Raw genomic sequence first — 26,252 nt, 5'->3', positions numbered from 1 at the left:
GCCGGGCCCCGCCGAAAGGTCAACCGCTTGACATCCAAGCTCCTGGGATGTCTTTGAGGTGTCTCGCAAAACTCGACTCATTCGGGTTGCGTCCAGCGTGGATGTCCGGATCCGGATGCTTTCCCGTCCTTCTGTCTTCTACGGATGGTCCACCTCAGTAGGCGGGGCCCGCCCCGGTTCTGGAGCGACGTAGCGAAGGAGCGCAGCGACTGAGCGAAGGAGTGAAGAACCGGGGTTAATAGGGCCCCGCCCGCCCCGCCGAAGGCGGGCAATTCAATACGGCGCCGCCGAAATTACCGCAGGTGGGGAATCCGGGTCGCGCGGGCGAAGACCGTCTCCCCCTCCGCGAGGCGGAGTGCCTCGGCGTCGCCCCGCGTGACCTGCGCGACGAAAAGATCCCCGGTGGCGGCATTGCGCAGCTCCACCCGGACCTCGAAACCGAGCCGCACCACCCGCTCGACCGTCGCCCGGGTGACCCCCGCCGATTCCGCGGTGCCCTCGTAGGCGGCCAGCGCCATATTCGAATCCCGGCCGACCCGGATATCGTGCGGACGCACCAGATGCCCGTTGAGGCGCGCCACCGCTCCGAGGAACGACATGACGAATTCGCTGGCGGGCCGATCGTAGACATCCTCGGGACTGCCGACCTGCTCGATCCGGCCGGCGTTCATCACCGCGATCCGATCGGCCACATCCAGGGCCTCCTCCTGGTCGTGGGTCACCAGCACGGTGGTCACGTGGACTTCCTCGTGCAGGCGGCGCAGCCAGGTGCGCAGCTCCGCGCGGACCTTGGCGTCGAGCGCGCCGAACGGTTCGTCCAGCAGCAGCACCTGCGGATCCACCGCCAGCGCCCGGGCCAGCGCCATCCGTTGCCGCTGCCCGCCGGACAGCTGCGCCGGGTACCGGTGCTGGAAACCGTCGAGGCCGACGATGCCGAGCAGCTCGTCCACCCGTTCGGCGATCTCGTGCTTCGGCCGCTTGCGGATGGTCAGGCCGAAGGCCACATTGTCGCGCACGGTCATATGCTTGAACGCCGCGTAGTGCTGGAAGACGAACCCGATATCCCGCTTCTGCGGAGGCACCCGGGTCACGTCCCGGCCGCCGATCGTCACCACACCCGAATCGAGATTCTCCAGCCCCGCGATCGACCGCAGCAGCGTCGACTTCCCGGATCCCGAGGGGCCGAGCAACGCGGTCAGCTCCCCGGAGGGGATATCCAGGCTGACATCGTCGAGCGCGGCGAAGGAACCGTAGTTCTTGCGCGCATTGGTCACGGTGATCACAGTCGCCCTCCGGCATGCACGGTCAAAATGCCTCCTTCGAAGCTGTTACCTGCGGTCTGCGAAGTCCGCAGCGCAGACGAAGAAATCGCAGCACAATGCCTCCCTCGAAGCTGACACATGCCGTCCGCGCAGGCCGCGGCGAAGGCGGAGGTATCGCACAATGCCTCCTTCGAAGCTGACACATGCGGTCCGCGCAGGCCCCAGCGAAGGCGGAGGTATCGCAGCATCACGACGCCTGCCGCTTACGTTCCAGGAGCGTCATCAACAGCAAGGTGATGAGCGCGAGACCCATCAGCAGGGTGGCGGCGCAGTACGCGCCGAAATCGTTGTGGTCGTTGATATAGCGTTCGTGCACCAGCAGGGTCAGCGTCTGCGAGACACCGGGGAATCCGGAGGACACCATGATCACCGCGCCGAACTCGCCCAGGGCCCGGGCCACGGTGAGCACCACGCCGTAGGTGAGGCCCCAGCGGATCGCGGGGACGGTGATCCGCCAGAAGGTCTGCCAGCGCGAAGCCCCCAGTGTGGCCGCCGCCTGCTCTTGGTCGTCGCCGATCTCGTGCAGTACCGGTTCCACCTCGCGCACCACGAACGGCATGGTGACGAAGATGGTGGCCAGCACCATGCCCGGTAGCGCGAAGATCACCCGGAAACCAGAGTCGGTGACCGCGCCGAACCAGCCGTCCACGCCCCACAGCATGATCAGCGCGACACCGACGACCACCGGCGACACCGCGAAGGGCAGATCCACGATGCCCTGCAGTAACCGGCGTCCGGGGAACTCGCCGCGCACCAGCGCCAGCGCGATCACGACCCCCAGGATCACGTTCACCGGTACCACGATCACCAAGATGATCATGGACAGATTGAAGGCCGAGATCGCGGCGGGCGTACTGATCTGGTCGATGAACGCCCCGATCCCCTGTCCGAAGGCGCGGTACAGAATGATCCCCAGCGGCAGGACCAGCAGTACGAACAGATAGCCGAGGGCGAGCACGCGCAGCGTGATCCGGCCGGGAGCGGACAATTTCATCGGGCCTCACGTTCCTTGCGCGCCGTACGCTCGGCGAATACGCGCAGCACCAGCAGCGCGACGAACGCGATCACCAGCAGCGCCACCGAAACCGCCGCCGCGTTCACCGGCCGGTCGATCTCGATCTGCTGCTGGATGTACTGGGAGGCCACCTGGGTCTCGCGCGGGATATTCCCGCCGATCAGCACCACCGAACCGAATTCACCGATCGCGCGCGCGAAGGCCAGGCCGCCGCCGCTGATAACGGCCGGCGCCAGCGTCGGCAGCACGATACGGCGGAAGGTCGTCCAGTTGTCGGCGCCCAGCGACAGCGCCGCCTGCTCCACCTCACGATCGGCTTCGATCAGCACCGGCTGCACCGACCGCACTACGAACGGCAGGGTCACGAACGCCAGCGCGACCACCAGACCTGGCCGGGTGGCGTTGAGATGGATATCGATCGGGCTCCGCGGGCCGTACAGGGCCAGCAGGACGATGCTGGCGACGATCGTGGGCAGCGCGAACGGCAGGTCGATCAGCGCGTTGACCAAGCTCTTGCCCGGAAAGTCGTCACGTACGAGAACCCAGGCGATCAGCGTACCCATCACGACGTTGAGCAATGCGACCACCAGCGAGACGAGCACCGTCACCCGCAATGACGCCAGCGCGAGTGGATCGGTGACCGCACCCCAGAAACCGGACCAGCCGTCGTCGAACGCGCTGAAGGTCAGCGCGGCCAGCGGCAGCAGCACGATAACGCTCAGCCACAACATCGCGGTGGCGATACCGAGCGGGCCCACCGAACCGGTGAACCGCAGCCAGGACCGGAGCGGCCGGCGGGTGGCGAGATCCGGGCCGGCGCCGGTGGGCGCGGGCTCGGTGGTGGGGCTGGTGGTCACGAGTATCGAGTATCGCGTGTGGGCCGGGTCACCCGGCTACTCGGTCGCGTTGTCGTAGGCGACGGCGATGGTGCCGGTGTCGGGAGCGAACAGATCCGCCTCCACCGTCTCCCAGCCGCCCAGGTCGGCGATGGTGTACAGAATGGGCGGCTGCGGGAAGGTCTCGGTGTACTCGGCGGCCACTCCCGGATCGACCGGTCGGAACCCCGCTTCGGCCCATGCGCGCTGCGCCTCGGTCGTATAGAGGAAGTCACGGAAGGCGATCGCCTTCTCCGCGTGCTGGGCGTGTTCGAGCACCGCGACCGGGTTCTCGATCTTGAAGGTGGTATCGGGCACGATGTGCTCGACCGGGTCGCCGTGCCGTTCGGCGAAGATCGCCTCGTTCTCGTAGCTGATCAGCACATCGCCGGTGCCCTGCAGGAACGCCTCGGTGGCCTCGCGGCCGGATTTCGGCTGCACGCGCACATGGGCCAGCATCTGGTTCAGGTAGTCCACCCCCGCCTGCGGGTCGCGCCCGCCCGCGCTGGCCGCGGCATAGGGGGCGAGCAGGTTCCATTTCGCCGAGCCGGAACTGAACGGGTTCGGGGTTACCACCTCGATATCGGGGCGCAGCAGATCGTCCCAGGTCCGGATGTTCTTCGGATTCCCGGACCGCACCACCAGCGACACCACCGACCCGAACGGCACGCCCCGGGTGGCGTCGGCGTTCCAGTCCGGATCCACCAGTCCGGCGTCGACCAGACGCGTGATATCGGGTTCGAGAGAGAAACTCACCACATCGGCGGGTGCTCCGCGCACGATCTTGCGGGATTGGTCCCCGGACGCACCGTAGGACTGGCGCACCTCGACGCCCTCACCCACCTCGGTCTCGTTGAACAGCGGGACGACCTCGTCGTAACCGGCCTTGGGGATCGCGTACGCGTACAGGTCGACCGTGCCCCCACTGCCGTCGGCGCCGCCACCCCCTACCTCGTCACTGGATCCACCGGCGCATCCGGCCAGCAACATCGGCAGCGCGATCAGGACCGCCAGCAGACGGTGACGACCGGCCGGGCGGCTGGTATCCCGCATGGCCGACGCTTCCGCACCGGACCCGCGCCGAATCCGCGGGAACCTACCACCGGCGGGCGAAACCGCACCGCTCACCGGGTGAACAGCCAGGCGACGACGATCAGTACCAGCAGAGCCAGCAGGGCCAGCTGTACCCGCGAGCGCGGCATCAGAACACCCCGTTTCCGGGATCGCGGTCACCGTCGGTCTCGTTGCGCCCCAGTGCGGCGCCCGCCACGTGCAGCGCCCGGTCGATGAGGTAGGCGATCGCGAAACTGATCGGCACCATGCCCACCAGGACCACGAGGAACTGCGGGATGAACGGGAGACCCGCCACCCACATCTCGAACCCGTCCCACCAGTCGGCAATACGCTCCACGGCGACCAGCGTAGAACACCGCGCCACAACCGCCTCGACCCGTGCTTGACCTCAACCCGACTACAGGTTGCAGGCTGGACCCATGACACAGGCAGCAGAGGTATGGAACTCCGCCTACGACAACGACACCGCGCCGTGGATCATCGGCGAGCCCCAGCCCGCGATCGCCGAACTGGAACGGGCCGGCCGGATCCACGGCCGCGTCCTGGATCCCGGTACCGGTGCCGGGGAACACACCATCGCGCTCACCGCCCTCGGCTACAACGTGCTCGGCGTGGATCTCGCTCCGAGCGCTGTCGCCTATGCCCGTCGCAACGCCGCCGCCAAGAAAGTGCCGAACGCGCGGTTCGAGGTGGCCGATATGGTCGCCCTGGCCCGGTCCGCCGACAACCCGCTGGGCACTTTCGACACGATCGTCGACAGCGCGCTGTTCCATGTGTTCGTCGAGGACCCCGCGGCCCGGTCCGACTATGTGCGCACCCTGCACCGCCTCTGCGAACCCGGCGGCCATGTGCACATCCTGGCGCTCTCCGACACCGAGGCGGGATTCGGCCCGCGTATCGGCGCGGATATGATCCGCGACTCCTTCGCCGGGCCCGGCTGGGAGCTCGAAGAGCTACGGCCGGACCACTACTACGGGCGGATCACCGAGGTGGTCGCCGAACAGTCCGCGGGCCTCACCCCCGACGCGGGCGGGAAGGTCGAACTCGCCGCCTGGCTGGCCAGGATCCGGCGCACCGACTGAACCGGTGGTGGACGGCTCGGGTCCCGGGGACCCATCATGGGGTATGCCGAGTCCCGAGCACGCGCCCCCCGCAGGCAAACCGGGCAGCTACCCGGCGGCCCCGCCGCCCGGGAACAACTTCCCGGTGATCGACGACTACGCCTTCCTGTCCGATTGCGAGACCACCTGCCTGATCGCCAGCAATGGCTCGGTGGAGTGGATGTGCGTACCGCGCCCGGATTCACCGAGTGTGTTCGGTGCCGTCCTGGATCGCAGCGCCGGCCATTTCCGGCTCGGCCCCTACGGACGCTCGGTGCCCGCCGCGCGCCGCTATCTGCCCGGCGGGATGATCCTGGAGACCACCTGGCAGACCGAAACGGGCTGGCTGATCATCCGGGACGCGCTCGTGCTCGGGCCTTGGCACAGCACCGATCAGCGCAGCCGCACGCACCGGCGCACCCCGACCGACTGGGATGCCGCGCATATGCTGCTGCGCACGGTCAAATGTGTGAGCGGCACCGTCGAACTCGAGCTCAGTTGTGAGCCGTCGTTCGACTACCACCGGGCCATGGCCACCTGGGAGTACACCGGCAAGGTGTACGAGGAGGCCTCCGCGGTCTGCGCCGCCGACCCGACGGCCGGACCCACCCTCACCCTCACCACCGATCTGCGCCTCGGCCTGGAAGGGCGGGAGGCCCGGGCGCGCACCCGGATGCGCGAGGGCGACTGCGCCTACGTCGCTCTCACCTGGTCGGAACTGCCCGCGCCACAAACCTTCGACGAGGCCGCCGAGAAGATGTGGACCACCGTCGAATGCTGGCGCCAGTGGATCACCCTCGGCGCTTTCCCGGACCACCCCTGGCGCCGCTACCTGCAACGCAGCGCCCTCACCCTGAAAGGCCTCACCTACGCCCCCACCGGCGCGTTGATGGCGGCCGCCACGACCTCCCTGCCGGAAGCACCCGGCGGTGAACGCAACTGGGACTACCGCTACTCCTGGGTGCGCGATGCCAGTTTCGCGCTGTGGGGTCTCTACACGCTGGGGCTCGATCGCGAAGCCGACGATTTCTTCGCCTTCCTGCACGACGCCACGACCGACCCCGACGGCGAGCCGGTACCCCTGCAGGTGCTGTACGGAATCGGCGGGGAACGAGGTATCACCGAGAGCACGCTCGACCACCTGTCCGGTTACGGCAACGCACACCCGGTCCGGATCGGCAACGGCGCCTACAACCAGGAACAGCACGATATCTGGGGCACCATGCTCGACGCGGTCTACCTGCACGTGAAATCACGTCAGCACGTACCGGAAACCCTGTGGCCGATGCTGAAACGCCAGGTGGACGCCGCCATCGACAACTGGCGCCGGCCCGACCGCAGCCTCTGGGAGGTGCGCGGCGAACCACAGCATTTCACCTCGTCGAAAGTGATGTGCTGGGTGGCGCTGGACCGCGGCGCGAAGATCGCCGAACTACACGGGCAGGCCCATATCGCTGAGGAATGGCACCTGATCGCCGACGAGATCCGCGCCGATGTGCTGACACACGGCGTGGACGAGCGCGGGCGTTTCACCCAGATCTACGGCGGCACGACCCTCGACGCCTCGCTGCTGCTGGTGGTACTGACCCGGTTCCTGCCGCCCGACGACGCACGGGTGCGCGCCACCGTGCTCGCAATCGCCGACGAACTCACCGTGAACGGGCTGGTGCTGCGCTACCGGACCGAAACCACCGACGACGGCCAGTCCGGCGCCGAGGGCACTTTCACCATCTGTTCGTTCTGGCTGGTATCGGCGCTGGTGGAGATCGGCGAGATCACCCGGGCCCGCAGACTGTGCGAGCGGCTGCTCAACCACGCCAGTCCGCTCAAGCTGTACGCCGAGGAGATCGACCCCTACACCGGCCGGCACCTGGGCAATTTTCCCCAGGCGTTCACCCACCTCGCGCTGATCAACGCCGTCACACACCTGATCCGGGCCGAGGGCTCGCAACCCGCCGGAACGTTCCGCCCGGCACACGGCCGGACCACCGGCACCCCCTGGCGCAGCCGCCCCCGGCGCTAGGCGTTCCGCGGCCGGGCCGCATCCGGCCGCGCGGATCGGGCGCGGCCGCGGTATCAAGCGGCGACGATACTGCCGGCCTGCTGTCGAAGATCGCGGAGCTTACCCATATCACTGTCCAGCCGGGCGAGCCGCTCCGCGCCACGGTCACCGTATTGGGCACCTGCTTCCTCAGCGACCCGGAGGGCTTCGTCCGCGGCACGCAGCGCGTCGGTGGCGATATCGGTGAAGTGATCCCGGAGCACCCGCTGCACCTCGCGCAGACGAGTCCGGGATTCCTTGCCGACCTGGAAGATGACATCCTCCATCCAACGGGCCAGGGCCGCCTTGGCTTCGGCCTGGCGCCGCAGTTTGCGGCCCCGGCGGTCCTCCCACAGGACATGGATGCCCAGTAGCAGGCCCGCGCCGATCGAATACCAGTTCACCAGGGGCATATCGAGCAGACTGGTGGCCATACCGACCATGAGGATGCCGCCGTAGGAACCACGCAGCGCGGACAGGAACTGGTCCAGCGCACCCGCCCGCGTGGTCTGCAACGACTCCAGCGGCGCCACGTCTTCGAGCAATTCGGACGGGTACGCAGGACGGATATCGGGTAGGTCCGGGGTGCGGTGATCGGCGGGGAAGCGCGCCGACACCTGGTCGGCCAATTCCTCGGCACGGTAGTTCGCGAGCTCGAAGTTCTCCGCGATGGCCTCGACGCTGCGCGCCTCCCATTCCGCGCCGAACTCCGGCCAGCGCCGCTGAGGATCGGTGCGCATGATCTCCGCTTCCGCGTCGCGCACCAGAGTGCGCAAACGGTGCCGGAGATCGTGCTCGATATCGGCCATCAGCTCGGCGCTGCCGTCGGCGAGAGTGATCTGCCAGGTGGCGGTGCGCTGCCGCAGCTGATCCGCCTGATCCCGGGCGGTGGCCAGCTGCTGGGTGACATGGGCCCGGCGGCGCGGATCGCGCAGCGCGTCGGCCTCGGTGCGCAGGGTGACACCGAGATGATCGCCGACCAGCTGGATATCGCGCACCGCGGACTTCACGGCCGTCGCGTCGGCTTGCGCGACGACGTATTCGCGCAGATGCTCCACCAGCTGCGGGAGCCCGGATTCGATCGCCCGCTGCTGGTTACCCGACTGCTGCGCCTCCTGATGGATCGCGGCCGAGACCGGCGCCACCGCGAAAGCCAGTCCGGCGTCGTCGAGCAGTTCCCGATTGCGTTCCTGTACATGGGTCCAGTGCGCATTGCGGTCGATCTTGTTGAGCACGCAGATCACGGTGGGACAGACCTGCCCGACGCGGCGCAGATGCGCGATCTGCTCCCGGCTGTACTCGGTATCGGCATCGGTCACGTAGAGGACGGCGTCGGCGGCGGCGATCATCGACCAGGTGCTGCGGTCCTGCAGGGCCGCACCGGGAGCGTCCATCAGCACGATTCCCTCGGCCAGCAGCGGGCTGGGCTGGGTGAAGTCGGCCCGGATCACACCTTTGGCCATGAGCGCCGGACCGGGGTCGAGCGGGTCCACGAGCTGCCGCCGGATCCGCCCGCCGCCTTCACGGCGGATCAGGGTGGCCGTGGGTTCGGGACCGTACTCCACGATCGCGGGAACGCTGATCGCACTGTCGGTGGCACTGATCGGCGCCCCCGCCATGGTGTTGACCAAAGTGCTCGTCCCGCTCTTGGGCGGTCCGACCACCACCAGCCGCACCCGGGTATCGGCCACCCTGGCACGCACCATTCCGAGGCGGCCACGTAGATCGTTACGGCTCGCGGTGCGCGATACATCGCGCAACTCGTCGATGATCTGGATGAGGGGGGCCATCACATCCGGATTCTTCACCGTGGCGGCTCGCGGTCCGGCTACGGCAGACAAGCCCTGCTCCTCACTCTCGGTCACAACATCACGTCATCGACCGCGCTCGGTCGAATCGACCCCCGTACGGCCGGACAGAACCCCCGCCGGCCGTGAATCGTCACATAAATACCCAATGGCCGTGATCGGCAATCGGATTCTCGGTCACAGCCACTGTATGCGGCAGGAGCCCGGCCGAGAGATCACCGGTCAGGCCACTGTCCGTCGAGCCGAGCACCGAATGGTCGGTGTACAGCGTGGCGGCCACCCCGTGCACATCGTACGGAACCGGCGAACCGTGATCAGCGACCGGTTTCACCTGCGGTACCACCGGAAGCTGCGTCGGCAACGGATGCGGCGCCGGGACATCCGGCACGACCGGCTGCTGGGTGGGCACACTCACGGTGGGCACCGAAGCCGGCGGCTGATCCACGGTGGGCGCCTGCTGGGTGGGTATCTCCACCGTGGACGGCGTGCCGTCGGGCGTCTGGCCACCGGTGGCCGGGCCGTTGGAACTGGTTCCGCCGATGGGGTCGGTGGTGGTGCCACCGGTCCCGGTCTCGCCGGTGGCGTCCGGGCTCGTGGTGGTGGCGCCGCTCGATCCGCCGGTGGTGGCGGAGGATTCGCCACCGGAGGTGGTGGTTTCCGGCGTGGTCCCGGTCGACGAACCGCCGGTACCGGTGGTGGTCTCCGGAGCGGTGGTCGAACCGTCCGGAGACGTCGAGGTGCTCCCGCCGATCGAAGTAGTGGTGCTGCCGTCGATCGTCGTACTGCCGTCAACGGACGTGATGGTGCTGCCGTCCGGTCCGGTGGTCGTGGTGTCGGTGGTGGAGGTGGGGCCTCCCGTCGTCGCCGGTGCGGTCGTGGTGGGCACCACGGCCGTCGACGAATCGGGCAGCACCGGCACGGCCGGCGGTTGCGGATCGCGTGCGGGCGACTCCGGGGGCCGCTGGAACAGATCCGGCACCTGCGCGGGCGGCGCGGTGAGCGGCGACTGGCCCGCCGGTGGATGGAAGACATGTGCCATCGGGGTGGTCGCCGCGTCGGGCTGCACCGTGGTCTGCAGCGGGGTCGCCGCGACCGGCTGCACCGCCGGCGCGACGACGGCCGGGACAACCACCGGCGGCGGGACGGGCGCGGGCGCCATCGGCGCCGGGGCGATCGGCGCGGCGGCCATCGGCGTCGGGGCGATCGGGCTGGAGGTCATGGGAGCCGGAGCCGGTATCGGACCGGGCGCGGCCGGCGCCACCGCGGCGGGCCCCACGACACCGTTCGACGCCGCGGCACCCGAGGCCGTACCGGCGCCGGACGACACTGCGGCAACCGTCCCGGCCGCATCCGCACCGGCCGACACTCCCTGCTCGGCCCCGGAAGAGGCGGCCTCTTTGCCCGCGGCCGCGGCCGCGTCCGCCCGCGAAGCGGAATCCAGCGGACCGCGCCCGGCGGACTGCCACGATTCGGAGGCTGCGGTGCCGGACTGGGCCCAGTCCAGATACTGATCGAGCCGATCGTCGAGCAGGCTGCCGTCGCCGACGGTGATATCGAGATCCCAGTCGCTGGCCATCCAGAAGCCGTCCGCCCCCGCCGAGATATCGAGACCCAGTTGCGAATCGACCGCCACCGCGTGGCCGAACCCGTCGGCGAAGACGATGCCACCGTCGGCCCCGTAGTCGATGAGGAACTCACCGCTGACACCACCGTCGGGAGCTCCCTCGAACCACCCGGAATCCGCACCACCGCCCGGCCGCGCGAGGAGGTCGGCCAGGTCGAAACCGTAGTCCGCGTCGGCGGGGTCGCGTGCCACCGATTGCACCGCGGAATCCGGGCTCAGGTCGAACCGGGGCAGATCGAAGATATCGGTCTGGAAGGCATCGCCCGGCGACGGCAGCTCGAATTCGCCCGGGGCACCGAGACCTTCGTTGCCCGGTAGTGGAAAACCGTCCCCCAGACCGGGAATCCCGTCGAGACCCGGGAAGCCGTTCGGCGGTACGCCCGGATCCGGCGCACCGAAATCGGGCACACCCGGAACCACGGCGTCGGGCACCCCGGTCCCCGGCATGAACCCGGCACCGGGCGCGCCACCCTCCGAGGGGCCCGGTTCCAGCGCCAGCCCCGGTATGTCCTCCACATGGACGCCCGGGTAGTAGTCGTCGAGATCGAAATCGCCGGGGCGGCCGACCTGGATATCGAGTGTCGGGCCGTGCGGGAGCGGCATCGTCGTGCTCGCGTCGCCGCCGGACCCCGGCGAATCGGTCTGCACGGGATCCGGATCCGGGAAGGTGATCACCGGGCTGGGTACATCGGGATCGGGATCGGCGTTGCGCGCCCAGCCCGCGTTGCGGCTGTCCAGTTCGCTGGGCGGTGCCGGGACCCCGCCACCGTTGTTCGCGATGAGCGCGCCGCCGGTCACATAGGCGCCACCGCGAGCGACTCGCGACGTGGCGCTGGCAATGCGATAGGCGGTGTCACCACCGCGTTCGGTGGCCTGTTCCTCGCCGTCGAACGGCAGATCACGCGCCATTCCATACTCCACTCTCGCGTTCAACAGCAACCACGCCGGGGCGGCAGGCGTGGATCCGCTATCAGCCTATTGTCGACATCTGCGGCTGTCACATTTTCGTTATCAGCAGATTTCGCAGGCCGGGTGGGCGGCGGCGACAGATCCGGCTATCGCACAGCGATATTCCCGAGAGTGGGCCGGGCGGACCCTACTTCTTGTCCTTCGGCTTATCGGACTGAGCGTCCGACGACAGCGCCGCGACGAAGGCTTCCTGCGGGACCTCGACCCGGCCGATCGTCTTCATCCGCTTCTTGCCTTCCTTCTGCTTCTCCAGCAGCTTGCGCTTACGGCTGATGTCACCGCCGTAGCATTTCGCCAGCACATCCTTGCGGATGGCGCGAATGTTCTCGCGGGCGATGATCTTCGAGCCGATGGCGGCCTGGATCGGCACCTCGAACTGCTGGCGCGGGATCAGTTCCCGCAGTTTGGTGGTCATCTTGTGCCCGTAGGCCTGGGCGGCATCGCGGTGCACAATGGCGCTGAACGCGTCGACCGCCTCACCCTGCAGCAGGATATCCACCTTGACCAGCTGCGATTCCTGTTCGCCGGCTTCCTCGTAGTCCAGCGAGGCATAGCCGCGGGTGCGCGATTTCAGCGAATCGAAGAAGTCGAAGATGATCTCGGCCAACGGCAGCGTGTAACGCAGTTCGACCCGGGTCTCCGACAGATAGTCCATCCCACCGAGATCGCCGCGCCTCGACTGGCACAGTTCCATGATGGCACCGATGAATTCGCTCGGCGCGATGATCGTGACCTTGACGACCGGCTCGAAGACATCGCGCACCTTGCCTTCCGGCCAGAACGACGGATTCGTCACGATATGTTCCGCACCGTCTTCCATCACCACCCGGTAGACCACGTTCGGCGCGGTGGAGATGAGGTCGAGACCGAATTCGCGCTGCAGGCGTTCGCGCGTGATCTCCATATGCAGCAGACCCAGGAACCCGCAGCGGAAGCCGAACCCGAGCGCCACCGAGGTCTCCGGATCGTAGGTGAGGGCGGCATCGTTGAGCTGGAGTTTGTCCAGCGCGTCCCGCAGGTCCGGGTAGTCCGACCCGTCCACCGGATACAGCCCCGAGTAGACCATGGGACGCGGTTCGCGGTAGCCGGTGAGCGGTTCGGTCGCGCCGTTGCGGGCGGCGGTCACGGTATCGCCGACCTTCGACTGCCGGACATCCTTCACACCGGTGATCAGATAACCGACCTCCCCGACCCCGAGTCCCTGGGTCGGCTTGGGCTCCGGTGAGACGATTCCGATCTCGAGCAACTCGTGGGTCGCACCGGTGGACATCATCTTGATCTTCTCGCGCGGTGTCAGCTTGCCGTCCACCACACGGACGTAGGTGACCACGCCGCGGTAGGTGTCGTAGACCGAATCGAAGATCATCGCCCGTGCGGGGGCATCCGCGTCACCCACCGGCGCCGGAACCCGCTCGATCACCCGATCCAGCAGTTCGGTCACGCCCACCCCGGTCTTCCCGGACACGCGCAGCACATCCTCCGGCTCGCAGCCGACGATATGGGCGAGCTCGGCCGCGTAACGCTCGGGATCGGCGGCGGGCAGGTCGATCTTGTTCAGGACCGGGATGACTTCCAGATCCTTGTCCAGCGCCAGATACAGATTCGCCAGCGTCTGCGCCTCGATGCCCTGCGCGGCATCCACCAGCAGGACGGCACCCTCACAGGCCTCCAGCGCGCGCGACACCTCATAAGTGAAGTCCACGTGGCCGGGCGTATCGATCAGATGCAGGACGAAATCCTCGCCCTCGTGCGCACCGGATCGCGGGACCCAGGGCAGCCGCACATTCTGGGCCTTGATGGTGATACCGCGTTCCCGCTCGATATCCATCCGGTCCAGATACTGCGCACGCATCTGCCGTTCCTCCACGACACCGGTGAGCTGCAGCATCCGGTCGGCCAGCGTCGACTTGCCGTGATCGATATGCGCGATGATGCAGAAGTTCCGGATCCGCGACGGATCGGTGAACGTCGTATCGGCGAAGCTGGCTGGCACTCCACTCCTCATTGGGTATCGGGCGTAGTGCCGACCATCGTCCCATGCTGGGCCCCGCCCACTGCGCCCCAGGTCCCGCCGCGGTCCGCCGGAGGCGATAACGCCGTTGGCGGGGTGGCGTTATTCTCCTGAGATGGCCCGAAGTTGGAACAGTCTCGGCAAGCAACTCACCGCGATCGCGAGACAACAGGGTCCGAAGATCGTCAAACGGCAGGCGCCGCGACTGGTCGGGGCCCTGCTCGACCGCCGGAGTGCACGTGACGGATCGGGCCGTGACCGCCGCCCCGCCGGCCCGGGTGGTATCCCGGTGCGGCCCGCGGCGTCGACTCCGGTGCCGACCGCCCAGCGCGCCCGCCGTGTCGTATACGCGCCCCAGTTGGACGGCCGCGCCGACCCCGGCGAGATCGTGTGGACCTGGGTCCCCTTCGAAGAGGATCCGAACAACGGCAAGGACCGCCCGGTGCTGGTCGTCGGACGCGACGCCACCACCCTGCTCGGGCTCATGCTCAGCTCCAACCCGGTACGCGGCAACGATCCGGACTGGATCGGGATCGGGGCCGGCACCTGGGACCACCAGGGCCGCGACAGCTGGGTGCGGCTGGACCGCGTACTCGACGTCCCCGAGGACGGTATCCGCCGCGAGGGCGCAATCCTGCCGCGCACACTGTTCGATCTGGTCGCCCACCGGCTCGTCCGCGAATACCACTGGAGCTGACGGGCGGCCGGGGCGGTCAGACCTCCAGGTCGCGGGAGCGGCCGAACAACATGCCGTAGACCAGCGCGCCCAGCACACCGCCGATCAGCGGGAACACGATGAAGGCCCACAGCTGTCCCATCGCGCCGTCCTGGAAAGGCGCCACCGCCAGACTGCGCGCGGGGTTCACCGAGGTGTTGTCGACCGGGATCGAGATCAGGTGGATCACCGCGAGGGTGAAACCGATGGCCAGACCCGCCTGCGGAATCTCGGAAACGCGATCGGTCGCGGCCAGCACCACGAAGACCATCAGCGCGGTGAGCATCACCTCGATGATGATCATGGCGGCCGAGCCGTAGCCGTTCTGGATCACCACCTCACCCGCGGGACCGGTGACCGCCGACGGACTGTGCGAACCCCAGCCGTTGGCACCCAGCCCGTCGGCAGCGCGGTCGTAGGCGGGCAGGTTCTTCGCGATCGCGAACAGCACCAGCCCCGCGACCAGACCGCCCACCACCTGGGCGACGATGTAGCCCGCCGCGCTGACCGGTGACAACCGGCCCATGAGGAACTGGCCCACCGTGACGGCCGGGTTCACGTGACAGCCCGAGACCGGCCCGATCGCGTACACCAGGACCAGCAGAGACAGCCCGAAGGCCAGCGCGACACCGAGTGGCCCCACCTTCTCCCCCGCCAGTACCGCTGTCCCCACACCGCCCATCACCAGCACGAACGTGCCGAACGCCTCGGCGGCCCATTTCTTGGGGTCGGACGGAACCGCTGGTTCGACGCCCTCGAGGACTGCTTCTTTTTCCTGCGCAGTGGGAGACATACCGGTCCACCTTCCGAGAGGATCGCCGCCCCGCCTGCTTCCGGGGGCGCACACCGGGAAACCTGGGTCCTGCTGGGAAAAACACCTACGCTGATCGCGGGCGACCTTACGCGCGACGATCGGTCCACACAACGACATCGACTCGCCCACGATATGACGATCGGCCCACGATTTCGTCGCGCTGCCAGGGCCTGGTAACCTGGCCACTCGGCGTTGCCTACCCCGTGCCCGGTTGTTTCCCCTGGTGGATGAGCACCAGGGCGGGGGTGCACACAGACTTTCCGACCGAACCAGACAGGAACCAGAGGATACCGGCGTGGCAAATATCAAGTCCCAGATCAAGCGGATCCGCACCAACGAGGCCGCGCGTCAGCGCAACCAGTCGGTGAAGTCCGAACTGCGCACCCATATCCGTGCCTTCCGGACCGCTGCCGCGGCCGGCGACAAGGAAGGCGCCGCCGAGCGCCTGCGTTTCGTGAGCCGCAAGCTCGACAAGGCCGCGTCCAAGGGCGTAATCCACGCCAATCAGGCCGCCAACAAGAAGTCGGCGATGGCGACCGCCCTCAACAAGATCTGACCTTCCGAATACTTTCGACGCACAGCCGCCGCGGCATTGAGGACCGTGGCGGCTTTTGGTGTCGCCACCCCCGGTCAGCAGCGCATTTCTCGGTGTTCCCGGATGGCGCCGAGCCGGGCCCGCGCTCCCTGCCGTAGCATGCGGCGCATGGTTACGGTGTATGCGAACCAATCGGTAGTCCAAGCCGAGGATCTGCCCGGTGTGATCCGGGCGGCCGAAGTCCTCGGTATCGGAGTGAAGATCGAAAACGTGCTGGCCCCGGCCGACGACGACGGTGGGCACGTGGTGGTCTGGATGGTCACTCGAGACGAGGAGACCCCCGTCTACGAAGAATGGGACGGCCGCTACGACGAAGCGGCCGAGGAAGCACTGGAGCTCAGCGCCGTCGAATAGCAACTCGGCGCCGGACGAACAGCGCAGCACACGGCGCTCTCGAATCGCGCAGCACGACGCGGCCCTCCCCCGCCCGGCCGATCACCGGTCCGTCAGCTGCGTCCGTGCAGAGCGAGGAGCTTCAGAACGGCGTCCTCGAGTGCGAACCCGGAGTCGGCGGCGCCACCTTTGACATCAGCGTTCAGCGTCGCCACGACCTGCAGCGCCGACCCGATCGTGGCCGGAGTCCAGCCACGGGCCTGGCCCTGGGCCTTCTTCACCTTCCACGGCGGCATTCCCAGCGGACCCGCCAGCTTGAACGGATCTCCCCGACCCGCCGAGCCCACCTTCGCGATGGTGTGCACCGAATCGGCCAGTGCGTCGGCCAGCACCACATGCGGTACCCCGCGGTCCTGCGCCCAGCGCAGCGCCTCCACCGCGCCCGCCCGGTTCCCGGCGACCGTCAGATCCGCGACCTCGAACCCGGAGACCTCCGCCTTGCCTGAGTAGTACCGGCGCACTGCCGCCACATCCAGCTTGCCCCCGGTATCGGCGACCAGCTGCGAACAGGCCGCCGCCAGCTCGCGCAGCTCCGACCCCACCGCGTCCAGTACCGCCTGCACCACATCCGCGGCGGCCCGTACCCCGGCCGTCCGGAATTCGGACCGGACGAATTCGGTCCGCTCCGAGGCCTTGGTGAGCTTCGCGCATTCGTGTACCACCGCCCCGGCCTTCCGCAGCTCCGGGACCAGGGCTTTGGCGCGGCCCCCGCCGGAGTGCACCACCATCAGCACCACCCCGTCGGGCGGCGCGGCCGCGGCCGCGGAGATCACGGCCACAGCATCCTTGCCCGCCTGGTCCGCGGCCTCGAGAACAATGATCCGATCCTCGGCGAACAGCGAGGGGCTCAGCAGCTCCGCCAACTCCGCGCTGCCGGCGTCACCGGCCCGCAGCCGGTCCACCGGCACCGCCTCCGGGTCCGGGGCGATTGCCCGGATCTGCCCGGCCACCCCGGCCACCGCACGCTGGATCAGCAGTTCCTCATCGCCCAGCACCAGATGCAGGGCCGCAGGTCGCTCGCTCACGGCTCCGATCGTACGGCGGCGCCCCGACCGCCCGCCGCAGCCCGGGCGATGCGGCCGGATCCGCTTCCATTCCCCCTGGCGGGGGATAACCAGGAGACAGGCGCTACCGGCCTTTGCTACCGTCCGAGGCGCCGGCCGCGGGACTCCGGCGCGACTTCCGGACGTTGCCTCTACCGCAGCCAATTCGCTGTTCGCACCCCCATTCCCCGGCCGGCGCCCAACGATGGCCGGGGGTAGGTATGAGTGCGCGCGGCGATCGGCTTGCCGCCGAGGATGTGTTGGTGTTCGCCAACGCCGCGATCACCGCGACCGGCCAGCGTGAATTCCATTCGGGAGAGAGTCACCAGCGGCTGTCGCTGGATTTTCTGCACGACTATGTGCTCGGTAACTATCGCGACCTCTACACCGCGACGCTGGCCCTCGATATCAACGACCACAATGCGGCGCTGATCATCCGGCGGTTACTGGACTCCGCGGGCGAGGCGAACGTGGCGCAGCGGCGGACCGAGGGCCGCCTGATCGCACGGCGACTGGGATCGCTACCGCCGCAGCGCGTCTACCGGCTATTCGGTGATCTGCGTAAGGCGGGGGTCAACAATCGCCGGACCCGGGCCATCATCCGTGATTGGCTCGCGAGCCGCACCGATCCCACTCTCGATGCCGTGAAGTACCGCAACGCGCTCGAGCTGACCCTGCGGCATACCCATCTCGCACCCCCGCACGAGGAAGTCGGTGAGTTCCTGTTCGCACCGCACGGCGGTACACGGTTCACCGCCCCGCTGCTGAACGCCTGGCGCGAGGCCCACTACGCGAAGAACAAGCTCTACGATCTACCCTTCACGGTCGCCGAGGGCTTCGCCGCCCGCCGCGGAATCGACCGCGGCGAATTCCTCGAGCGCATCGCACCCCGGATGACCCGGCTGGAACAGCTGCGCCTCCAGGAGAGCGCCCGCCGGCACGACGCGGGCGCGGTACACACGGAGCTGCGCCGCATGCCGTTGACCCGGCTGGCCTCCTATGTCCTGTCGCTCCCGCTCGACGATCGGGTCCGGCGCCGCGCGGAACTAGACGAAGCCCTGGCCACCGCGGCGCGTCGTGCGGCCGGCACCGAGTCCGGGCGCTGGGGCCGGGTCGCGGCCGTGCTGGACGACAGCTTCTCCAGTTCCGGATCCACCGCGAAGCGACGCCGGCCGCTCGCCGTGGCTCTCGCGTCCCACTACCTGCTGCGTACGCTCGCCGCCGAATACATCGCGCTGTGGACGTCCGGTCGTACCGATGCCGTCCTCGGTTATCCCTACGGCGCCACCCCACTCGGCCACCGGATCATCGACGCCCTCGACTCAGCACCCGACCGGCTCGTCATCGTTTCCGACGGCTGGGACAACGCCCCGCCCGGCCTGGCCGCCGAGGTACTGCGCGTCTGGCGTACCTGCCTGGATACGGACAGCCGGGTCGATATCGTGCACCTCAACCCGGTGTACGACGCCGGTGATTTCGAGGTCCGCCGGCTGTCCGCGACTGTGCCGACCGTCGGGATCCGGGATGCCGAAGATCTCCCGGCCCTGGTGGAACTGGCCCATTTCGCCGCCGGGCATACCGGATTATCCGAGCTGACGGCCTATCTGGACGCACGGATCCGGCAATTCCTGGAGGCGCGATGACCGCTCTGGACCTCAGCGGTCCGACCACCGGTCCCGCCCAGGTCCGGGGTGGTATACGGCTGGTACCACTACTGCGCGCGCACCCGGTGGCCGGGTTACGGCTGCACGCCGAGCTCTACGACGCGGAACTCGGCGTCGTCGACCTCGGCCGTCACCACTACACCTCCTATATTCCACACGGTTTCGTTGCCGACTGGAGCGGTGACGGCGTACCGACCGCCGCCTACGGCACACAACTGGCCGCCACTCGGCCGGACCGGATGCGGTTGCACTTCCCGCACCGGATGGCACGGCGGCAGAGCCGGACCCGGCTCCGTTTCCTCCCCCTGCACCTGGCGTTGGAAGGTTATCTGTCCCTGCACTTCGGTGGTCCGGTGATCGCCTGGGAAGAGTGGTCGCGACGAGCATTGCGCAACGGTCTTTCGCCGCGCACAGAACAGGCCTACCTGGGGGCGGAGGTGAGCGGACTACCGGACGCGCTGCGGGTTTTCGAGATCCATCCGGACCAGTGCGGTGTGCTGATCTACGTCGCTGACGCGCTCGCCGCGGGCTTCGTGGTACCGCATCCGGACGACTACCGGATGTTGCATCCCAGTCTGGTGCAGGACCTGTACGGAGAACTGATCCACCACTACTCCTTCCACCCGCCGGTGGGTGAGTTCCGCGTCCGCCTGCCCGATTCCGGGATCCGATCCATCGCCGACCTCAGAGCGCATGCCACCCAGCAGGAGCGGGCCTGGATTCACTTCCACGACACGACCATGGCCGACGGCCTGGTCGACAGCACGTACACATGGGAGCGGGTGCACCGGATGGGCCGCTTCACCCTGTCGCGTTTCCTGCCGCCGTTCCAGCTGAAACGGGAGAACCACATCGGCGAGACGATCACCGACGCGAAAGGCCGGGTGGTGTACCTGAAGACCTTCCGGCTCGGGGAGAACCAGGTGCGGCGCGGATATCTGCTCAACCGGCTCGCCGCCGCGGACTGGCACCCGGCCGAGACCGCGGCCCAGCTGGGCATTACCGAAGCCCAGCTCGGCGCACGGCTGGAGTCCGCCGGTTTCGGCCATCTGCTGCGCCGCGATGTCCTGGACGGCTATCGCGCGCGAACGCGCCGTTCGCACTAGCCGCCCCCGGTTACCCACCCCGCCCCTTCGCACACGGCGGCGCTCCCGGCCGGCACGCCGCCGGCACCGGCGAACCGGCGCCGCCGCAGATCAGCTGAGCCAGAAAATCAGCATCACGTAGGCGGCGAGAGCTCCGATCGCTACGGCCGCCAGTACTCGCCGTACCCGGGGTAGCCGCAGAGCCGTGATCCCTCCGGCGACGACCGCCGCGGCGAGCAGGCCGCCGGCCGAACCATCCGGGACCGTGATCTCCGCGCCCGGAAGGGCGGCCGCCTCGGTGGCCACGCTGAGCAGCCACCACAGCGGGGGTCCCGTGGTGCGCAGGATCAGCTGGGCGAGCGGATCCCAGCAGGAAGCCGCCGCGGCTGCCAGGGCTCCGCCGATGGTGATCGGGGCGATCACCGGGGCGACGAGGATATTCGCGACGACGGCGACCAGGCTGAGCCTCCCGGACAGCGCGATGGTGATCGGTGTCGTGACAACGAAGGCCGCCGCGGCCACCGCGACCAGTTCGGCCGGTAGCCGCCACCAGCCACGGGCCCGCAGGTGATCGGACCAGCTCGGGGCGAGCAGGAGCAGGGCCCCGGTCGCGAGGACCGAGAGGGCGAACCCGGCCTGCACGGCGAGAGCGGGCCACAGCGCCAGCAGACCGATCACCCCGGCGCACAGGGCGGGAAGTGCTTGTTTGCGGCGGCCGGTCAGCAGGGCCAGCAGCGTCACCGATCCCATGGCGGCCGCTCGTAGCACACTCGGATCGGGCCGGGCGATGATCACGAACGACACCAGCGCCACCGCGGCACAGAGCAGCGACAGGCGCGGACCCACGGTGAGCAGGCGGGTGGCGGCGAGCACGGCGGTGAGCAGAATGGAAAAATTCGCACCGCTGACCACGGTGAGGTGCTGGAGACCGGCGGTGACGAAGTCGTCGTGCACCCGATCGCTCAGTGCCGAGGTATCGCCGACGACGAGCGCGGGCAACAATCCGGCCGGGTCCGGAGCGAGCGCCCGGCCGGCTACCGCGACCAGGTCTGAACGCACCGAATCGGCGGCCGCTTGCCACCACGGCAGCGGTCCCGCGACGGCGGGCTCACCCACCGGCCGCAGAGTAACCACCGTGAGATCGTGTTGCCGCGGAGGTGTGGGCCGCGCCCGGAATTCGATCGGCTGCCCCGGCAGCAGCTCACCCCAGACCGGTCCCGCCGCCAGGACGACCAACGCCCCACCGCCGCGCACCACTCGGTCGCGATACCGGAACTCCCGCAGATCGCCGCGCACCACCCAGAGCCGCCCGGCTCCGGAACCACTGCTGCGCACCGGTTTCGGATCGTCGCCCGGCACCATCACCACATCGATCGTCGCCGCGCCGGGCACCGAGCGCAGCGGGTGCACGCCGACCTGATGCTCCCGCCATGACCCGGCGCAGGCGAATGCCGAGCCGATCAGCGCGGCGCCCAGCACCATCGTCGCGACGACACGGCGGCGTTCGCTGCGGTGGGCGATACCGGTCCACAGCAGTCCCCACGACACCAGGGCGAGCACTGCCAGCGCGCAGGCGACGATCACCCCGGTGACCCACCCGGCACCGATCGCGAGGATGGTGACCGACCAGCAGGTCAGCGTAGCCGGTAGCAGTCGTGCATCCAGCACCTGATCCGCGATGACCGCTTCGGCATTCGTCCCTGCCTCCCGGTCCCGGACCGCGGTGCCCGGCTTCGAGCTCACCGGCACACCTGTCCGAATATTCGCACCATCTGCCAGAGCAGTCGGCGGCCTCGCCCGCAACCCGGGTGGCCGGTGAAGTCATCGATGAGAGCGGCCCATACCGTTCGTATCGAACCCGTCTCCCGAGTGCGGCTGTACCGGCTCCGCCGGGCACCGGACCCCGGGCCACGACCGGTTCTCCGACTGCGGACCCCCTGTATGTCGCGCGGCTCGTGCAACAGCCGACGACCTGAATCTGCACCCGGCGACAGTTCGGCGCCTTCGGAGTCGCTCGCCCGCAGCGGAAACGCCGTCATACGGTCACCAGTTCGCGCAGCCGCGCCAGCCGGCCCGGGCCGATACCGTCGACTTCCGCCAGCTGCTCCACTTCGGTGAACCGTCCGTTGATTTCGCGCCAGGCGATGATCGCCTTGGCCGTTACCGGCCCGACCCCGGGCAGTGCGTCGAGGTCGGCTTCGGTGGCGGCGTTCAGATCCACCGGAGTACCGGTGGCAGTGGCGGAATCACCGGCCGCGCCGGCGGGCGCCGTTCCTCCGGCGCCACCGCTGATCGTCGCGCTGCCCGGCGGCGGTGCACCCGATCCGGTGGGCCCCACCCGGACCTGGTCGCCGTCGGCCAGCCGCTGAGCCAGGTTGAGGCCGGCCAGATCGGCGCCGTCGAGCACCCCACCCGCCGCCGAGAGCGCATCGGCGACCCTGGCACCGGAAGGGAGCCGCACCAGACCGGCCCGGTTGACCAGGCCCACCACGCTCACCACCAGTTCGGCGGGTTGCGCGCGGGCGGGCACCGGCTCCCCCGCCGGGAGCGGAGTATCCGGGGGTACCGGGGAATCCACCGGCACAGCCGCCGGCTGTATGGCGGGCAACGGTGGGACCGATTGCGCGACAGGCCGGTCCCACAGCAGCACCACGACCGTGACGAGTGCGGTGAGCAGACCGATACCCGCCATGGTGGCCACCCCGCGCCGCCCGGCATCCAGGCGTGTGCCCCGGAATCGGGCGGGGATCAGGCGGTCTCGCCAATCGTCCGGGCCGGGTTCCTCGTCGAGCCAGCGCGGAGTGCGTACAGCATCGTCGTCGGCGAGCGCGGTCGCCGGCCACTGGCGCCCCGCCCCTGGATCGTCACGCGGTGACTCCCCGAGATGTCCGCCCAGTTGTCTGCGTACCCGCCCGTGCTCGTCGTCTGGTGCCATGCCCGCGACGTTAGGCCCGGGTCAGCGCCGATCGACCACTCCCACCTGGGGGTTCGGTAAACCTGTGGATAACCCGGCCCTGTGGATGAGCGATGGCCGGGAGCCATATCAGGGCTTCAGCCGCAACCGCCGGGAAGGACCAGTACCCCGACCGCACCGAACCCGAGATGGACCGCCAGCGCCGGCCCGAATTCGGCGGTGAGAATCTCCCCGGCCTGCGGAATGCGTTCGCGCAGCTGCGTCGTCACCGATTCCGCGGCCTCGGCGGCGTCCAGATGCTGCACACCGATCGCGGCCGTACCCGCCCCGGCGGCTTCCGCGGCGGCCGCGACCAGTTTCGCGAATGCCTTCGACCGCGTACGCACCTTGTCACGCAGTTCCAACCGCCCCTGGACCAGTTGCAGCACCGGTTTGCTGACCAGTTCACTGCCGAAGAAACCCGCCGCTGTACTCAGCCGTCCGCCGCGGCGCAATTGTTCGGTCCGGTTGACCACGAAGAACGTATGGGAACTCGACGCTGCCCGTACCGCCGCCTCGTACACCTCCGTGAGGGCCCCTCCGGCTGCCGCGCATCGCGCGGCAGCCAGTACCGGGAACCCGGTCGCCAGGCCCGCGCCGAGTGAATCGACCAGCAATACCGACTCCGTGGCGTCCATATCCCGGACGGCCTGCCGCCCCGCTTCCCAGGTCGCCGACAGTTGCCGGGACAGGTGGACCGCGACCACACCGTCACCGCCGCTGCGGGTCAGGGCTTCGACGTAGGCGTCGCGGAGCTCACCCGGCGAAGGTGCCGAGGTGGTGACGGTCTCGGCGGCGTAGTCGATGGCGACCTCGTCGATACCTTCCCGAATCTCCCTGTCGCCCACCAGCACATGCAGGGGCACCACCCGGATGCCCAGTTCGCCGATCAACTCCGCGGGCAGACTGGCGGACGAATCGGTGACGACTACGACCGCCACGCCTCACCCGACCTCTTGCAGAGTTTTCACCATCGCTTTGGCGACTTCGGTGTGCCCGTCCCACCCCCAGTGGATCCCGTCGGGGTTGGCGTCACCGGAGAAGATGTTGTCGTGGACCGCTGCCTTCAGATCCACCAGCGGCACACCGGTACGGGCCGACCAGGCCTCCAGTGCCCGCACGGCCGGTGCGCGGCCGCTGTGCACCCGGCCGTAGGCCGCGCAATCGTGTACCGAGGGCAGTACCGCGACAACGGGTAGTTCGGGCCGTAGTTGCCCGAGCGCCGTCCGGCACTGCTCCAGATAGTCCACGCTCAGCGCGGGCGGCAGCGCCACCGGACGGCCGAGTTTCGCGGCCCGGGGCTGGATCCACTGGTACACCGAGCGCACGACCCGGCGCAGGCCCGCCGGCCGGAGATAGCGGATCTGTTCGCGCAGTGCCGTGGGCAGCGGCGAGGGCAGCGAATCCATCCCGCCGACCGCGAAGACCACAGCACCGGCGCGCGGTACGGCCGCCCACACCCGTGGGTCACCGATCAGCGCCCAGTAGGCATCCCGGCAGGTCCAGCCGATCCGGGCGACGAGTTCGACATCCCAATCGAGTTCGGCCGCCACCAGATTCGGCCAGATACGGGGATGATCGGCCGATAGGCCGCCCTTCGGGCCGAAATACGACAGCGAATCCGCGATCACCAGCAGCACGGGCCGCCGCGAATCGGTGTCCCCGGCGGGGGTGGCCGCCGGGCCCACCGTGACTTCCACGTCCGAGCCGATCCGTTGCGCGGTACCGCGGTCTGCGACCGGACCCGTTTCCGGGCCACTCGTTTCCGGATCAGGCGTATACGCGCCCTCCGTCGTGGATGTCACCGCGCGACCCTCCTGGTATTCAGACTGCCCTCCGGACGTCGCCGTCGTCGGCGGGGCCGGTGTCCTCGGTGGTTTCGGCCTCCACCTGCTCGGGCGCCGGGCCGAACAGCGCGTCGGGTAGAGCACGCTCCGGTTTCGCGGATACCTTCCGGAACAGTTCGTCCGGTATCTGCCGGTTCAGGTCTTCAGATGACATCGGGTGCTACTTTCGCCGCTGCGTTCCACACATCGAGACGCCAGCCGGGCTTCTCCAGGCTCGGGCCGTGACTGCTCAGCTGCACCCAGCTGGCATTGGCCAGGCCCCCCAGGGCCGGCCAGTTCCGTGGCGGCAGATCGAGCAGCGCGGCCGTGAGTGCGGCGATCAGTCCGCCGTGCGCCACGAGAATCATAGAGGCGCCGGGCCAATCCTGCCGGTCGTCGAACAACTCCTGGACGACGGGCAGCGCGCGGGCACCGACCTCCAGCTTCGATTCACCGCCGGGCGGGGTGAAGGTCGCGTCCATCCGCCACTCCAGCCGGGCACCCGGGTACAGGGAGTCGACCTCGACATCCCCCATCCCCTGCCAGTCCCCGAGATGGGTCTCCCGCAGCCGCGGCTCCCGGACCACCTCCAGCCCGGAATGCTCCGCCAGAGCCTGCGCGGTGTCGTAGGCCCGCCGCAGATCGGAGGAGATCAAGCCGATAGCCTTGTGGGAAACCAGTTCCCGCGCGGCCTCTTTCGCCTGCCGCCGGCCCAGATCGGTGAGATCGGTATCGATCTGCCCCTGCATCCGGTCGTTGGCGTTCCATTCGGTCTGCCCGTGGCGCAACAGGATCAGGGTGCGCGCACCGGTTTTCTGTCTCACTCGGTTTCTCCAGCACTTTCTTCTCCGGCGGCCGGTGGCGCGCCGTGTCCACGCGGCATGAGCGAGGGCCCTGCGTGGTCACGCTCCGCTACCGCCTGCGGGCCTGACTCGCTCATGCCGATCCCCTCGACCGGAACGACGGGGCAGTCTTTCCACAGCCGTTCCAGCGCATAGAAATTACGTTCGTCGTTGTGCTGGATGTGCACCACCACGTCGACATAGTCCAAGAGTGCCCAACGGCCCTCGCGGGTCCCTTCCCGGCGTACCGGTTTATGGCCGGCCGCGCGCAGTTTCTCCTCGACATTATCGACGATCGCGTTGACTTGGCGCTCGTTCGGCGCCGAACCGATCACGAAGCAGTCGGTGATCACCAATTGTTCGGAGACATCCAGCACGACCACATCCGCGGCCAGCTTCTCGTCCGCGGCCAGCGCGGCCATGGTCGCGATCTGCACAGCTTCGTCCGTCGCGGTCATCGCGCCACCTCCGCGGTCACACGAG

24 protein-coding genes are annotated in these 26,252 nt (G+C 68.6%); 7 read left to right on the top strand and 17 right to left on the bottom strand.

Annotation, left to right across the window (positions count from 1 at the left end):
* Nucleotides 1–293: 293 nt before the first annotated feature.
* The 5 genes from IEY68_RS28110 to IEY68_RS28090 form a co-directional block, all read right to left on the bottom strand.
* The gene (locus tag IEY68_RS28110) at nucleotides 294–1,283 is read right to left on the bottom strand and encodes a sulfate/molybdate ABC transporter ATP-binding protein (protein WP_058856656.1); all 990 of its coding nucleotides are present in this window, start codon (nucleotides 1,281–1,283) and stop codon (nucleotides 294–296) included.
* A gap of 226 nt (nucleotides 1,284–1,509) precedes the next feature.
* On the bottom strand, nucleotides 1,510–2,316 hold the full coding sequence (gene cysW / locus IEY68_RS28105) for a sulfate ABC transporter permease subunit CysW (protein ID WP_058856655.1): 807 nt from the start codon (nucleotides 2,314–2,316) through the stop codon (nucleotides 1,510–1,512).
* On the bottom strand, nucleotides 2,313–3,068 hold the full coding sequence (gene cysT / locus IEY68_RS28100; RefSeq protein ID WP_156426381.1) for a sulfate ABC transporter permease subunit CysT: 756 nt from the start codon (nucleotides 3,066–3,068) through the stop codon (nucleotides 2,313–2,315). Before cysT ends, cysW begins: the two co-directional genes overlap by 4 nt.
* 162 nt (nucleotides 3,069–3,230) lie before the next feature.
* Nucleotides 3,231–4,265, bottom strand: coding sequence for a sulfate ABC transporter substrate-binding protein (locus IEY68_RS28095; RefSeq protein ID WP_058856653.1), 1,035 nt, complete (start codon nucleotides 4,263–4,265; stop codon nucleotides 3,231–3,233).
* A 148-nt stretch (nucleotides 4,266–4,413) separates the two neighbouring features.
* The gene (locus tag IEY68_RS28090) at nucleotides 4,414–4,623 is read right to left on the bottom strand and encodes a hypothetical protein (protein ID WP_058856652.1); all 210 of its coding nucleotides are present in this window, start codon (nucleotides 4,621–4,623) and stop codon (nucleotides 4,414–4,416) included.
* An 82-nt stretch (nucleotides 4,624–4,705) separates the two neighbouring features.
* Here IEY68_RS28090 and IEY68_RS28085 point away from each other — a divergent pair, with 82 nt between their 5' ends.
* Entirely contained in the window at nucleotides 4,706–5,368 is a 663-nt protein-coding gene (locus tag IEY68_RS28085) for a class I SAM-dependent methyltransferase (RefSeq protein ID WP_058856651.1), read from the top strand.
* Nucleotides 5,369–5,411: 43 nt separating this feature from the next.
* Nucleotides 5,412–7,409: a glycoside hydrolase family 15 protein gene (locus IEY68_RS28080; RefSeq protein WP_063000378.1), complete on the top strand. Its 1,998-nt coding sequence runs from the start codon at nucleotides 5,412–5,414 to the stop codon at nucleotides 7,407–7,409.
* 53 nt (nucleotides 7,410–7,462) lie between these two features.
* Here IEY68_RS28080 and IEY68_RS28075 read toward each other — a convergent pair whose 3' ends face one another.
* The 3 genes from IEY68_RS28075 to lepA form a co-directional block, all read right to left on the bottom strand.
* A complete protein-coding gene (locus IEY68_RS28075) occupies nucleotides 7,463–9,292 on the bottom strand; it encodes a P-loop NTPase family protein (protein ID WP_229719078.1) in 1,830 nt (609 codons plus the stop codon).
* A 76-nt stretch (nucleotides 9,293–9,368) separates the two neighbouring features.
* A complete protein-coding gene (locus IEY68_RS28070) occupies nucleotides 9,369–11,768 on the bottom strand; it encodes a hypothetical protein (RefSeq protein WP_063000375.1) in 2,400 nt (799 codons plus the stop codon).
* Nucleotides 11,769–11,955: 187 nt separating this feature from the next.
* Nucleotides 11,956–13,833: a translation elongation factor 4 gene (gene lepA, locus IEY68_RS28065; RefSeq protein ID WP_058856931.1), complete on the bottom strand. Its 1,878-nt coding sequence runs from the start codon at nucleotides 13,831–13,833 to the stop codon at nucleotides 11,956–11,958.
* Between the two features lie 121 nt (nucleotides 13,834–13,954).
* Between lepA and IEY68_RS28060 the strand changes: the two genes are divergently transcribed.
* On the top strand, nucleotides 13,955–14,536 hold the full coding sequence (locus tag IEY68_RS28060) for a type II toxin-antitoxin system PemK/MazF family toxin (RefSeq protein WP_058856932.1): 582 nt from the start codon (nucleotides 13,955–13,957) through the stop codon (nucleotides 14,534–14,536).
* A gap of 16 nt (nucleotides 14,537–14,552) precedes the next feature.
* On the opposite strand, the gene IEY68_RS28055 is transcribed toward IEY68_RS28060, so the two are convergent.
* Nucleotides 14,553–15,347 (bottom strand): aquaporin, encoded by a 795-nt coding sequence (locus IEY68_RS28055; RefSeq protein ID WP_058856933.1) that lies wholly within the window; start codon nucleotides 15,345–15,347, stop codon nucleotides 14,553–14,555.
* Nucleotides 15,348–15,663: 316 nt separating this feature from the next.
* Here IEY68_RS28055 and rpsT point away from each other — a divergent pair, with 316 nt between their 5' ends.
* Together rpsT and IEY68_RS28045 are read left to right on the top strand one after the other, a co-directional pair.
* A complete protein-coding gene (rpsT, locus tag IEY68_RS28050; RefSeq protein WP_058856934.1) occupies nucleotides 15,664–15,924 on the top strand; it encodes a 30S ribosomal protein S20 in 261 nt (86 codons plus the stop codon).
* Between the two features lie 147 nt (nucleotides 15,925–16,071).
* Nucleotides 16,072–16,317: a hypothetical protein gene (locus IEY68_RS28045; RefSeq protein ID WP_058856935.1), complete on the top strand. Its 246-nt coding sequence runs from the start codon at nucleotides 16,072–16,074 to the stop codon at nucleotides 16,315–16,317.
* 92 nt (nucleotides 16,318–16,409) lie between these two features.
* On the opposite strand, the gene holA is transcribed toward IEY68_RS28045, so the two are convergent.
* Nucleotides 16,410–17,381 carry a DNA polymerase III subunit delta gene (gene holA / locus IEY68_RS28040; RefSeq protein ID WP_082681660.1) on the bottom strand — a complete coding sequence of 324 codons (972 nt, stop codon included), beginning with the start codon at nucleotides 17,379–17,381 and terminating at the stop codon, nucleotides 16,410–16,412.
* A 239-nt stretch (nucleotides 17,382–17,620) separates the two neighbouring features.
* Between holA and IEY68_RS28035 the strand changes: the two genes are divergently transcribed.
* Together IEY68_RS28035 and IEY68_RS28030 are read left to right on the top strand one after the other, a co-directional pair.
* Nucleotides 17,621–19,042 carry a hypothetical protein gene (locus IEY68_RS28035; RefSeq protein ID WP_058856936.1) on the top strand — a complete coding sequence of 474 codons (1,422 nt, stop codon included), beginning with the start codon at nucleotides 17,621–17,623 and terminating at the stop codon, nucleotides 19,040–19,042.
* Nucleotides 19,039–20,169 (top strand): ARPP-2 domain-containing protein, encoded by a 1,131-nt coding sequence (locus IEY68_RS28030; protein ID WP_058856937.1) that lies wholly within the window; start codon nucleotides 19,039–19,041, stop codon nucleotides 20,167–20,169. The genes IEY68_RS28035 and IEY68_RS28030 overlap by 4 nt, the downstream gene beginning before the upstream one ends.
* A gap of 90 nt (nucleotides 20,170–20,259) precedes the next feature.
* Here the strand turns inward: IEY68_RS28030 and IEY68_RS28025 are convergent, their stop codons facing one another.
* The 7 genes from IEY68_RS28025 to rsfS form a co-directional block, all read right to left on the bottom strand.
* The gene (locus IEY68_RS28025) at nucleotides 20,260–21,891 is read right to left on the bottom strand and encodes a ComEC/Rec2 family competence protein (protein ID WP_189094525.1); all 1,632 of its coding nucleotides are present in this window, start codon (nucleotides 21,889–21,891) and stop codon (nucleotides 20,260–20,262) included.
* A 292-nt stretch (nucleotides 21,892–22,183) separates the two neighbouring features.
* Nucleotides 22,184–23,083, bottom strand: coding sequence for a ComEA family DNA-binding protein (locus tag IEY68_RS28020; protein ID WP_058856938.1), 900 nt, complete (start codon nucleotides 23,081–23,083; stop codon nucleotides 22,184–22,186).
* 116 nt (nucleotides 23,084–23,199) lie between these two features.
* Entirely contained in the window at nucleotides 23,200–24,042 is an 843-nt protein-coding gene (locus IEY68_RS28015; protein ID WP_058856939.1) for a DegV family protein, read from the bottom strand.
* A 3-nt stretch (nucleotides 24,043–24,045) separates the two neighbouring features.
* Nucleotides 24,046–24,789, bottom strand: a complete 744-nt coding sequence (gene octT, locus IEY68_RS28010; RefSeq protein WP_058856970.1) for a diglucosylglycerate octanoyltransferase — start codon at nucleotides 24,787–24,789, stop codon at nucleotides 24,046–24,048.
* A 136-nt stretch (nucleotides 24,790–24,925) separates the two neighbouring features.
* Complete coding sequence (locus IEY68_RS28005) at nucleotides 24,926–25,102, bottom strand: hypothetical protein (protein ID WP_156426413.1); 177 nt, start codon at nucleotides 25,100–25,102, stop codon at nucleotides 24,926–24,928.
* Nucleotides 25,092–25,751 carry a histidine phosphatase family protein gene (locus IEY68_RS28000; protein ID WP_058856940.1) on the bottom strand — a complete coding sequence of 220 codons (660 nt, stop codon included), beginning with the start codon at nucleotides 25,749–25,751 and terminating at the stop codon, nucleotides 25,092–25,094. Before IEY68_RS28000 ends, IEY68_RS28005 begins: the two co-directional genes overlap by 11 nt.
* Nucleotides 25,748–26,227 (bottom strand): ribosome silencing factor, encoded by a 480-nt coding sequence (gene rsfS / locus IEY68_RS27995; protein ID WP_229719075.1) that lies wholly within the window; start codon nucleotides 26,225–26,227, stop codon nucleotides 25,748–25,750. Before rsfS ends, IEY68_RS28000 begins: the two co-directional genes overlap by 4 nt.
* Nucleotides 26,228–26,252 lie beyond the last annotated feature (25 nt).

The organism is Nocardia jinanensis (assembly GCF_014645735.1).
GTDB classification, from domain to species: Bacteria; Actinomycetota; Actinomycetes; order Mycobacteriales; family Mycobacteriaceae; genus Nocardia; species Nocardia jinanensis.
This window is presented reverse-complemented; position numbering and strand designations above follow the sequence as displayed.

Excerpts from the sequence above, each read along its gene's own strand:
- cysW (WP_058856655.1), bottom strand. The coding sequence starts at position 2,316 with ATGAAATTGTCCGCTCCCGGCCGGATCACGCTGCGCGTGCTCGCCCTC.
- cysT (WP_156426381.1), bottom strand. The coding sequence starts at position 3,068 with ATGTTGTGGCTGAGCGTTATCGTGCTGCTGCCGCTGGCCGCGCTGACC.
- IEY68_RS28095 (WP_058856653.1), bottom strand. The coding sequence starts at position 4,265 with ATGCGGGATACCAGCCGCCCGGCCGGTCGTCACCGTCTGCTGGCGGTC.
- IEY68_RS28085 (WP_058856651.1), top strand. The coding sequence starts at position 4,706 with ATGACACAGGCAGCAGAGGTATGGAACTCCGCCTACGACAACGACACC.
- IEY68_RS28080 (WP_063000378.1), top strand. The coding sequence starts at position 5,412 with ATGCCGAGTCCCGAGCACGCGCCCCCCGCAGGCAAACCGGGCAGCTAC.
- IEY68_RS28070 (WP_063000375.1), bottom strand. The coding sequence starts at position 11,768 with ATGGCGCGTGATCTGCCGTTCGACGGCGAGGAACAGGCCACCGAACGC.
- lepA (WP_058856931.1), bottom strand. The coding sequence starts at position 13,833 with ATGAGGAGTGGAGTGCCAGCCAGCTTCGCCGATACGACGTTCACCGAT.
- IEY68_RS28060 (WP_058856932.1), top strand. The coding sequence starts at position 13,955 with ATGGCCCGAAGTTGGAACAGTCTCGGCAAGCAACTCACCGCGATCGCG.
- IEY68_RS28055 (WP_058856933.1), bottom strand. The coding sequence starts at position 15,347 with ATGTCTCCCACTGCGCAGGAAAAAGAAGCAGTCCTCGAGGGCGTCGAA.
- IEY68_RS28045 (WP_058856935.1), top strand. The coding sequence starts at position 16,072 with ATGGTTACGGTGTATGCGAACCAATCGGTAGTCCAAGCCGAGGATCTG.
- IEY68_RS28035 (WP_058856936.1), top strand. The coding sequence starts at position 17,621 with ATGAGTGCGCGCGGCGATCGGCTTGCCGCCGAGGATGTGTTGGTGTTC.
- IEY68_RS28030 (WP_058856937.1), top strand. The coding sequence starts at position 19,039 with ATGACCGCTCTGGACCTCAGCGGTCCGACCACCGGTCCCGCCCAGGTC.
- IEY68_RS28020 (WP_058856938.1), bottom strand. The coding sequence starts at position 23,083 with ATGGCACCAGACGACGAGCACGGGCGGGTACGCAGACAACTGGGCGGA.
- IEY68_RS28005 (WP_156426413.1), bottom strand. The coding sequence starts at position 25,102 with ATGTCATCTGAAGACCTGAACCGGCAGATACCGGACGAACTGTTCCGG.
- rsfS (WP_229719075.1), bottom strand. The coding sequence starts at position 26,227 with ATGACCGCGACGGACGAAGCTGTGCAGATCGCGACCATGGCCGCGCTG.